Source organism: Polaromonas sp. P1_G2 (assembly GCF_056405515.1).
Map to the genome: position 1 here is coordinate 1 of NZ_JBFUBY010000172.1, position 9,248 is coordinate 9,248.

At 64.9% G+C, this 9,248-nt stretch carries 11 protein-coding genes and 1 pseudogene; 9 read left to right on the forward strand and 3 right to left on the reverse strand.

The window, feature by feature from the left end:
* A pseudogene (locus AC1D0P_RS16930) lies at positions 1–293 on the forward strand (xanthine dehydrogenase molybdopterin binding subunit); the annotation flags it as partial.
* Between the two features lie 204 nt (positions 294–497).
* Positions 498–1,253 (forward strand): SDR family oxidoreductase, encoded by a 756-nt coding sequence (locus tag AC1D0P_RS16935; protein ID WP_477677815.1) that lies wholly within the window; start codon positions 498–500, stop codon positions 1,251–1,253.
* Positions 1,254–1,375: 122 nt separating this feature from the next.
* Here the strand turns inward: AC1D0P_RS16935 and AC1D0P_RS16940 are convergent, their stop codons facing one another.
* Positions 1,376–1,714 (reverse strand): antibiotic biosynthesis monooxygenase, encoded by a 339-nt coding sequence (locus tag AC1D0P_RS16940; RefSeq protein ID WP_477677816.1) that lies wholly within the window; start codon positions 1,712–1,714, stop codon positions 1,376–1,378.
* A 100-nt stretch (positions 1,715–1,814) separates the two neighbouring features.
* Here AC1D0P_RS16940 and soxR point away from each other — a divergent pair, with 100 nt between their 5' ends.
* Positions 1,815–2,294: a redox-sensitive transcriptional activator SoxR gene (gene soxR / locus AC1D0P_RS16945; RefSeq protein ID WP_477677817.1), complete on the forward strand. Its 480-nt coding sequence runs from the start codon at positions 1,815–1,817 to the stop codon at positions 2,292–2,294.
* Between the two features lie 9 nt (positions 2,295–2,303).
* Here the strand turns inward: soxR and AC1D0P_RS16950 are convergent, their stop codons facing one another.
* Positions 2,304–2,804, reverse strand: a complete 501-nt coding sequence (locus AC1D0P_RS16950; protein WP_477677818.1) for an ester cyclase — start codon at positions 2,802–2,804, stop codon at positions 2,304–2,306.
* A 143-nt stretch (positions 2,805–2,947) separates the two neighbouring features.
* Here AC1D0P_RS16950 and AC1D0P_RS16955 point away from each other — a divergent pair, with 143 nt between their 5' ends.
* Positions 2,948–3,529: a TetR/AcrR family transcriptional regulator gene (locus AC1D0P_RS16955; RefSeq protein WP_477677819.1), complete on the forward strand. Its 582-nt coding sequence runs from the start codon at positions 2,948–2,950 to the stop codon at positions 3,527–3,529.
* Positions 3,530–3,550: 21 nt separating this feature from the next.
* On the opposite strand, the gene AC1D0P_RS16960 is transcribed toward AC1D0P_RS16955, so the two are convergent.
* Complete coding sequence (locus AC1D0P_RS16960; RefSeq protein WP_477677820.1) at positions 3,551–4,813, reverse strand: Nramp family divalent metal transporter; 1,263 nt, start codon at positions 4,811–4,813, stop codon at positions 3,551–3,553.
* A 344-nt stretch (positions 4,814–5,157) separates the two neighbouring features.
* Between AC1D0P_RS16960 and AC1D0P_RS16965 the strand changes: the two genes are divergently transcribed.
* From AC1D0P_RS16965 to AC1D0P_RS16985, 5 genes are all read left to right on the forward strand, one after another.
* Complete coding sequence (locus tag AC1D0P_RS16965; protein WP_477677821.1) at positions 5,158–6,822, forward strand: cbb3-type cytochrome c oxidase subunit I; 1,665 nt, start codon at positions 5,158–5,160, stop codon at positions 6,820–6,822.
* Entirely contained in the window at positions 6,812–7,414 is a 603-nt protein-coding gene (locus AC1D0P_RS16970; RefSeq protein ID WP_477653360.1) for a cbb3-type cytochrome c oxidase subunit II, read from the forward strand. The genes AC1D0P_RS16965 and AC1D0P_RS16970 overlap by 11 nt, the downstream gene beginning before the upstream one ends.
* A gap of 18 nt (positions 7,415–7,432) precedes the next feature.
* The gene (locus AC1D0P_RS16975; RefSeq protein WP_477677822.1) at positions 7,433–8,038 is read left to right on the forward strand and encodes a c-type cytochrome; all 606 of its coding nucleotides are present in this window, start codon (positions 7,433–7,435) and stop codon (positions 8,036–8,038) included.
* An 8-nt stretch (positions 8,039–8,046) separates the two neighbouring features.
* Entirely contained in the window at positions 8,047–8,688 is a 642-nt protein-coding gene (locus AC1D0P_RS16980; protein WP_477677823.1) for an SCO family protein, read from the forward strand.
* Positions 8,685–9,248 (forward strand): hypothetical protein (locus AC1D0P_RS16985; protein ID WP_477677824.1); only part of this gene is annotated, 564 nt, incomplete at its 3' end. The genes AC1D0P_RS16980 and AC1D0P_RS16985, both read left to right, overlap by 4 nt.

Genomic DNA, 9,248 nt, shown 5'->3' on the forward strand with positions numbered 1-9,248 from the left:
AGCAACTGGTGTGGAACGACAAGGGCCTGCTGAGCACGCATGCGCCCAGCACCTACAAGATTCCCGCGACCGGCGACGTACCGGAACATTTCAAGATCGATTTGTGGCCGGAACCGAACCGCGAAGACAACGTCTTCGGCAGCAAGGCCGTGGGCGAGCCGCCGCTGATGCTGGCGATCAGTGTGTATGAGGCCTTGCGGGATGCGATCTCGTCGGCGCACCCGGGACGGACTGTGGTGCTGGAGGCGCCGGCCACGCCTGAGCACGTACTGCGGGCGCTAACCCTCCCCTAGCCGGGATTTCTTGCTCCCTCTTCCAGAGGGATACATCGCCATTGTTGGCCCACCCGCAACAGTGAATTCAAAAACCGTGCCCTTATGAAGCCGCGGCCCGGCCCCAGTTGCCATGCACGGCAAGCCGGCCGTGCTTCTTTCTTTTGAACGCGTGCCGGCGCCGAGCGGACCTACCCAACCATCCTTGAAAGCATAGAGAACGGCATGAGCACACCTTTGAATACCCAAATCGCCTTTATCACCGGCGGCAACCGCGGCCTGGGCTTTGAAACCGCCAGGCAGCTTGGCAAGCTCGGCATTCTGCCGGTGATCGGCGTGCGCAGCGAACAGGCGGGCGTTGATGCCGTGGCCAAATTGAAGGCCGACGGCGTGACGGCCGAGTCCATCGTGTTTGACGCGACCAAGCCGGCCGACCGCGCCAGGGCTACGGACTTTTTCCAGGCACGGGCCGGCCGGCTGGACATCCTGGTGAACAATGCGGGCGTTTTCCTGGAAGGCGAGCCCGGCGTGAGCCATCCTTACACCGCGGCTACCCTGCCCGAGAAAGTGCTGCGCGACACCATGGAGACGAACTTCTTCGCCCCGGTGGCGCTGACGCAGGCGTTGCTGCCGCTGCTGAAAAAAGCGCCGGCCGGCCGTATCGTCAACCTGGCCAGCATCCTGGGTTCGCTGACCCTGCATTCCGACCCGGCGTCGCCGATTTATGAAATGAAGTCGACGGCCTACGACACCTCGAAGACGGCGCTGAACTCGTATACCGTGCAGCTGGCCTATGAGCTCAAGGACAGCAGCGTGAAAGTCAACTCGGCTCATCCCGGTTGGGTGCACACGGAAATGGGCGGCCCTTCAGCACCCATGAATGTGGAAGACGGCGCCAAGACCAGCGTGCGCCTGGCCACCTTGCCGGCCGAAGGCCCCAGCGGCGGCTTCTTCCATATGGGTGACGCCCTGCCCTGGTAAGCCGTGGGCCCGCGAAACAAAGCGACCCTCGGGTCGCTTTTTTGTTTCAGGGGGACGGCAAGGGCTACCACGCAGTTGCGGCAGCGCTTCGGCGCGACCAAGGGCTGATCCGCGCCTGAAGCTCAAGCCTCGTGGTACATCCCCGAATCCCCACGCACCCCCAGCTTCTTCCTGAAAGCCTGGATGTCAAAGCCCTCGCTGGCAAGCTGCTGTTGCATGACGGCCTGGGCCGCGGCGACAGCGTCGGCGCTGGCCCATTCGACCACCGTCACCACGTCAAATTCGCTGCTGTCACCGGTCTGGGTCAGCACATGTTTTTGCAGGCAGCCCGGCAGAGCGCCCAGCATGCGCTGGACATGGTGGATGCGCTCGACAAACGCGGAGATCGATTGCGAAGGCACCACAAATTTGTCGATGCGGAACACGGACGTGGATGCGGGGCTTGAAGATTCACCTGGCATGAGACAACTCCTTTGAAATAGGCCGAAATGGCTTGCGAAACCCCGAGTCTGGAACCTCAAGTAAAGTTGAGGTCAAGCACTATTTGCAAAAAGGATTCCCATGGGCACGGAACTGGAACAGGCCGGCATCTTCCCCACACTTTCGGTCGGCGACATGGCGCGCCGCAGCGGCGTGGCGGTATCCACCCTGCACTTTTATGAAACCAAGGGCCTGATCAGCAGCACCCGCACCGAAGGCAACCAGCGTCGCTATGCACGCGAAATGCTGCGGCGCGTGGCCTTTGTGCGCGTGGCGCAGCGCGTAGGCATCGCACTGGCCGACATCGAAGCCGCCCTCGCCACCCTGCCCGCGAAGGCCGCGCCCAGCCGCGCGGACTGGGAACGCCTGTCGGCCGCCTGGCGCGCCGACCTGGACGAGCGCATGGCGCAACTCAAGAAACTGCGCGACACGCTGGACGACTGCATAGGCTGCGGCTGCCTGTCGATCGACAAGTGCCGGCTGCGCAATCCCTATGACAAGCTGGGCGACAAGGGTGCAGGGCCGCAGCGCTTGTGGGTCATGCGCCGGGATGGCGCCTAGGGTCCGGGATCACTTGGCCCGCAACTGGCCCAGGGCCAGCAGCCAGTTCTCCATGTGCCAGGTCCGGGCGATTTTGCCGCCCTCAACGGTCTGGATGTCGATGGCCGAGATCTTGAAGCTCTTGCCGCCGTAGGGTACGCCAAAGAAGTCGCCGGAGGGCGTGCCGCTCACTTCGCCGCGCACGATCACCCGGTTTCCGGACACCAGCACTTCCTTGATGTCGAACTTCATGTCGGGGATGGTTTTGGCAAAGTTGGCGATGGTCTTGATCGACTGTTCGCGTCCCCAGCAGCCACCGGGCACATCTTCCGGGCCCCAGCAGGTCTTGTAGTCCGGCAACACAACTTTGTCGTGCTGCGCCCCCACATCGCCCTGGAAAGGCTGGTTGAACATCGCATACCAGGGCGCGATGGCGGCCCGGGCCTGCGCTTCAGTCAGCGCTTGGGCCGGGGCGGCGAATGCGGCGGCGGAAGTCATGGTCGCGAAGGCGAGGCGAAGAAAGGTTTTCATGGTAATGCCGGGTTTGGTTGTTGGGAGTACAGGAGGGCGTGGAGGAAAGCCTTTGTCATTCTGAATTACGATCATCATCCACATCAGGAATGATGACGGTCATAATCCAGACTGTCAAGTCACCGATGTGAGGTTTTTTCCGAATGGGCCATTCCAAGGCAAACAAGGCCGAGAGCCGCGACCGCGTGGTACGCACGGCCGCCGCGCGCTTTCGCGAGTCAGGCATCGACGGCATCGGAGTCGCCGATCTCATGAAGGAGGCGGGCCTGACGCACGGCGGGTTCTACCGCCACTTCGCCTCGCGCGACGAACTCGTGGCCGAGGCGGTGGAGCGCGCATTGCTGGACGGCGGCCGCGCCGTCCAGGCCGTGGAGAACCTTCAACAGTCGCCGGCGGCCGTTCTGGCCCTGCTGGTCGACGGCTACCTGAGCGCCGCGCACCGCGACAGCCTGGCCACCAGTTGCGCCGTCACCACCCTGGCGGGCGACGTGGCCCGCAGCAATGAGCGGGCGCGCAGCGCCTATACGCAACAGGTCGGCAGCTATCTGGCGCTGCTGACCAAGCTTATCGCCGGTGAAAAGCAGAAGTCCAAACGCATGAAGGCCATCGCAGCCCTGTCCACGCTGGTGGGTGCGGTCTCCATGGCGCGCGCGGTGAACGACGAAAAGCTCTCGCGGGAAATCCTCAAGTCGGCGGCCGACGCGCTGAAAGCTCAGTTCGAGTGATGTTCCTGCACGGGCCGCGCCCTATATGAGCGAGCGAAACAAATCCAGCAACATCATCAGCACCGCAAACCCCATCACCACCACCCCACCCCAGCCAAACCAGGTGGTCTTGAAACCCGAGGTGAAATTGCCCATCACCGATTTGCGGCCGGCCAGCAGCATCAGGCCGGCCATGATGGGCACGGCCACCACGCCGTTGATCACCGCGCTCCAGTAGAGCGCCTTCATCGGGTCAATGCTCGTGAAATCCATACCGGTGCCGACCACGGTGGCGATGACGATGATGGCGTAAAAGCGCTTGGCCTCGTACCAGTGGCGCTCCAGGCCCTCGGGCCAGCCGAAGGCTTCGGCCACTGCGTAGGCGGCCGACGAAGCCAGCACCGGCACGGCCAGCAGGCCGGTGGCGATGATGCCGCCGGCAAACAGCGCAAAGGCAAAGTCGCCGGCCAGCGGCCGCAACGCCTGGGCCGCCTGCGCGGCCGAGATCACGTCATGGATGCCGGCCGCATACAGCACGGCGCCGCCCAGCACCATGATGAAGAAGGCAATGGCGTTGGAGAAAAACATGCCGATGTAAGTGTCGCGCTTGACGCGGCGCAGGTCGCGGCGGATTTTCTTTTCGGCGCCGAGCACGCCGCCCTTCAAGCGCAGTTCTTCCACCTCTTGCGAGGCCTGCCAGAAAAACAGGTAGGGCGAGATCGTGGTGCCCAGCAAGGCGACGATCATCATCCAGTAGCCCGAGGTCCACTGCAGTTTGGGAACGACCAGGTCGTGCAGCACCTGGGCCCACTGCACCTGCACCAGGAACACGGCGATCACATAGGCAAACAGGAAGAGCGTCAGCCACTTGAGGATGGGCGCCAGCTTGCGGTAGGGCACGAAGACCTGCAGCAGCACGGTGATGATGCCGAAGGCCACCGCATGGAAATGATTGCCGCCGCCCACGGCCAGCTGCAGCGCCTCGCCCATGGCGGCGATGTCGGCCGCGATGTTGATGGTGTTGGCCACCACCAGCAGAAACACCATGCTCATCAAAAAGGCGCGCGGCGTGTGCTCGCGCAGGTTGGCCGCCACGCCCTTGCCGGTCACGCGCCCGATACGGGCGCTGACTAACTGGATCGCGATCATGAAGGGCAAGGACAGAAACACCGTCCACAGCAGCCCGGTGCCGAACTGAGCCCCTGCCTGCGTGTAGGTGGCGATGCCGGAAGGGTCGTCATCGGCGGCGCCGGTGACAACGCCCGGGCCGACATGGCGCAGGAAGGAGGGGATGCGGTTCAACATGCGCGCGAGGCTAACACGGCTCGATGAGGCCAAACTTAATTCGTACAAAAATCCCAGACGCGCGCCCATGCCCGCGCCAACGAGCACGAAAAGCTACAAAATTCATAGCAGGTCGCGCGCTCCCGGTCAGCGGGCTGGCCTGCACAGGGCCAAAGGCGTAGGATGGGTGCTCTGCACCAGGCGCTCATCGGCCGCGCGACTCAGGATGCCAGTGGAAATCTCGTGCCAGCGGGCTTTCCCTTCAATACCGGAGGATTCATGACAGTTTCACCACCCATCAGCGGCCGGGCCGCACAGCCTCTCGCGCGCCTGGCGCCCCAGGCATCGCTTGAAGGAGCCGTGTAATGGACAGCGCCGTCATCAGCCTGCTGGGCGCCTTCCTGCTGTCCATCATCGGCCTGTTCGTTTTCATCTGGTCCCTGCGCAAGGGGCTGCTGGTGGAAAACCCGACGGCCGCCTCGGTGATCTTCGCGCGCGGCGAAGTCGGCCAGGTGGACGACCCGGCCCTGCAGGACACCGCGCAGGCGTCCATGCAGAAGGCGGTGAAGGAAGGCGGCATCCAGACGCACGCGGCCGATGCCGCCGAGCTGCTGGACCGCATCAGCTCCGACCGGTCCACCGCGTTTCCGGTGTTTATGTTCATCACCTTTGCCTGCCTGTGGCTGGTGGTGGGCTCGGCAGCCGGCCTGGTCTCGTCCATCAAGCTGCATGAACCCGACTGGCTGACCGACTATGCCTGGCTGACCTTCGGCCGCATACGCACGGTGCACCTGACCGGCGTGCTCTACGGCTGGATCACCAATGCCGCGCTGGGCATGGTGGTCTGGCTGCTGCCGCGCCTGCTGCGCACGCGGCTCTACGGCGCCATCTGGGTCATGCTGGGCGGCGCGCTGATCAACATGGGCATCGCCGGCGGCATAGGCGCCATCGCCACCGGCTGGAACGACGGCATGGAGTACCTGGAGATTCCGTGGCAGATCGCGATCTTCATGTTCGCCGGCTTTGCGCTGGTCATCCTGCCGGTGCTGTTCACGCTGGTCAACCGCAAGGTCTCACACCTGTACGTCAGCGTCTGGTACATGACGGCGGCGCTGCTGTGGATCGCCCTGCTCTTCCTGGTCGGCAAGATGCCCGGCGTGCACACCGGCGTGCAGCAGGCCACCACCAACTGGTGGTACGGCCACAACGTGCTGGGCCTGTGGTTCACGCCGGTCAGCGTGGGCGCCATCTATTACTTCCTGCCCAAGGTCATAGGCCGGCCGATACGCTCCTACAACCTCTCGCTGCTCGGCTTCTGGACGCTGGCATTTTTTTACGGACAGGTCGGCGGCCACCATCTCATAGGTGGTCCGGTGCCGGGCTGGCTGGTCACGCTGTCCATCGTGCAGAGCATCATGATGGTGATTCCSGTGATCGCCTTCAGCATCAACATGGGCGCCACCCTGCGGGGGCGCATGCACCTGGCGCTTTATTCGCCCACGCTGCGCTTCATGATGTTCGGCGGGCTGATGTACCTGGCGTCCTCGCTGCAGGGCTCGCTGGAGGCCCTGCGCAGCGTCAACCAGATCACCCACTTCACCCATTTCACGGTGGCCCATGCGCACCTGGGCGCCTATGCCTTCGTCACCATGGTGCTGTTCGGCGCCATCTATTTCATGATGCCCCGCGTGCTGAACTGGGAGTGGCCCTACCCGAAACTGATCACCCTGCACTTCTGGCTGGCGGCCGTCGGGGCGACGATTTATTTCGTCGGGCTCACGATTGGCGGCTGGCTCCAGGGCGTGGCCATGCTGGACGCCGCGCAGCCCTTCATGGCTTCGGTTGAAGTCACGCTGCCCTACCTCCAATGGCGATCCGTGGGAGGCAGCCTGATGGTGCTCAGCCACCTGGTGTTCGTCGGCCACTTCCTGGCCATGGCACTGCGCTTCGGCCCGGGCCGCGCGGGCGCCGCGCTGTTCTGGCCCAACGACACGCGAAGCACGGAACTGGGGACCGCACATGGAAAATGAAGTCAAGCTGGCATCGGGTGCCATGGTGGCGCTGGGCGTTGCCACGGCGGCCCTGGTGGTCATGCCCTATATGCAGGTGCGCGACATCAAGCCGCCGCCGCAGCTCAAGGGCTACACCAGCGCCCAGTTGCGCGGGCGCGAGGTCTACATCGCCAACGGCTGCGTGTACTGCCACAGCCAGCAGCCGCGCGACCGCAATTTCGGCCCCGACGCGGAGCGCGGCTGGGGCCGGGCCTCGGTGCCGGCCGACTATTTCTACGACAAGCCGCACCTGCTGGGCAGCATGCGTACCGGGCCCGACCTCTTCAACATCGGCGTGCGCCAGCCCAGCAAGGACTGGCACCTGGGCCACCTGTACCAGCCGCGCGCCTACGTGCCGGGCTCCATCATGCCGTCCTACCCTTATCTCTTCACGGTCAAGGACGCGAAGGACGCCGAAAGCGAAGGCGAGCAGCCGCTGGCCCTGCCGCCCGCCTATGGGCCCAACGTGGGCCAGGTGGTGGTGCCCACGCCCCAGGCGCTGGACCTCGTCAAGTACCTGCAGGGCCTGAACCACACCTACCCGGTGCTGCCGCCCGCCCCCAAGCCCTGAGCCCCACAAGGTAACCCCATGCTGAACGACAACACATCCGAGAGCCGGGCCCAGGAGCGCGAACAGGCCGAGCCCTCCGAAAAGGGCCAGCCCATCCCGCTGCTCTTCCTGATCGGGGCGGCAGCGCTGGTGCTGTGGGGCGCGGGCTACATCGCGCTGTCCGGCTCCTTCGGCCGCGCCGACCTCGGGGACAGGCGCACGCTGGCCGACCTGTCGGGCCCGGCCCCGGGCGCAAGCACGGCGGCCAACGGCAAACAGCTGTTCACCGCCAATTGCGCGGCCTGCCACCAGGCTACCGGCAAAGGGTTGCCGGGCGTGTTCCCGCCGCTGGACGGTTCCGAATGGGTGGCCGGCGACGAGCGCACCGTGGCCAACATCCTGCTGCACGGCGTCACCGGGGAGATCACGGTCATGGGCAGCACCTTCAAGGGCGCCATGCCGGCCTTCGCGCAACTCAGCGACGCCGAGCTGGCCGCGGTGGCGAGTTACGTCCGCGCCGAATGGTCCAACAAGGCCGGCGCCATCAAGCCCGAGTTGTTCGAAGCCGAACGCAAGGCCGGCACGCGCACCGCACCGTTTAACGGCGGCGCCGAGCTCAAGGCGCTGACGGCCAAAGCCTCCTGAGCTCTTCGATGTTTCGCACCGCCCTGCTGAGCATCATGCTGGCCCTGGCGGGCTATGCCGCCGCCGCATGGCTGACGCATGATTTCCAGGTCTGGACCGCCGAAGGTGCGCGCCGGCTTGAAGTCGCCCTGCAGCCGGTGCCGGCACCGGCGGTCAGCGTCGATGGACCCGGCATCGCGCCCCGGGCGCTGTCGCAGCACCTGGCCGACGGACAGTCCGTCACGCTGGTGGATTTTGTCTATACGCGTTGCCAGAGCGTCTGCCTGGCGATGGGCAGCAGTTTCCAGCAACTGCAGCAAGTTCTGCAGCACCGGGGCGGCAAGGTCAAGCTGTTGTCAATCAGCTTCGACGGCGTGCACGACACGCCCACCGTGCTGCAAGCCTATGCGTCGAAATTAAGCGCCGACCCGGCACTGTGGCGTTTTGTGCGTGTGCAGGACCCGCAGGAAACGCAGCGCCTGCTGGCGGATTTCCAGGTCGTGGTGGTTCCCGACGGCCGCGGCGATTTTGAGCACAACGCGGCCTTCCTGGTCATCGACCAGCAAGGCCGGCTGGTCCGCATCTTTGACTACGCGGAGCAGCAGCTCGCGCTCGACTATGCGCAGCATCTTACGGGCGCCGCCGCGTCATTGGCGGCTACATCCCCATGAAGATGCCCGCCCGTCCTTCGCGCGGCACGCTGGCCGTCATGGCCGCAGCCTTGTTATGCCTGCTAGCCTGRCCCGCTGTGCGGCAGGCGCTGGAAGCCAGCATGACTCGCCACATGCTGGTGCAATACCCCTTGCTGATGCTGGCCGGCTGGCTGCTCGCCGCGTCGCTGCCGGGCCGTTGGCTGGCACGCGTGAACCTGTGGAACGCGCACGGTATCAGCGGCTTGTTCGCCACTGCGTTGATGCTCGCGATCCTGATGATTCCCCGCGTGCTGGACCTGGCGCTGGTGGACGGCCGCATCGAAATCCTCAAATGCCTGGCCCTGCTGGCCTGCGGGGCCGCTCTCCGCCTGTCATGGCGGGCGGCCGGCCTGCTGGTGCAGGGTTTCTTCCTGGGTAATGTGCTGCCGATGATGGCGGTCGTGGGCAATCTGTATGAGACTTCACCGGTGCGCGTCTGCAACGCCTACCTGCTGGACGACCAGGCGCGGCTGGGGCAGATGCTGGTGTGGATCGCGGCGGCGATTGCCGCGGCGTGGTTCGCCTGGTTGGTGCGCGTC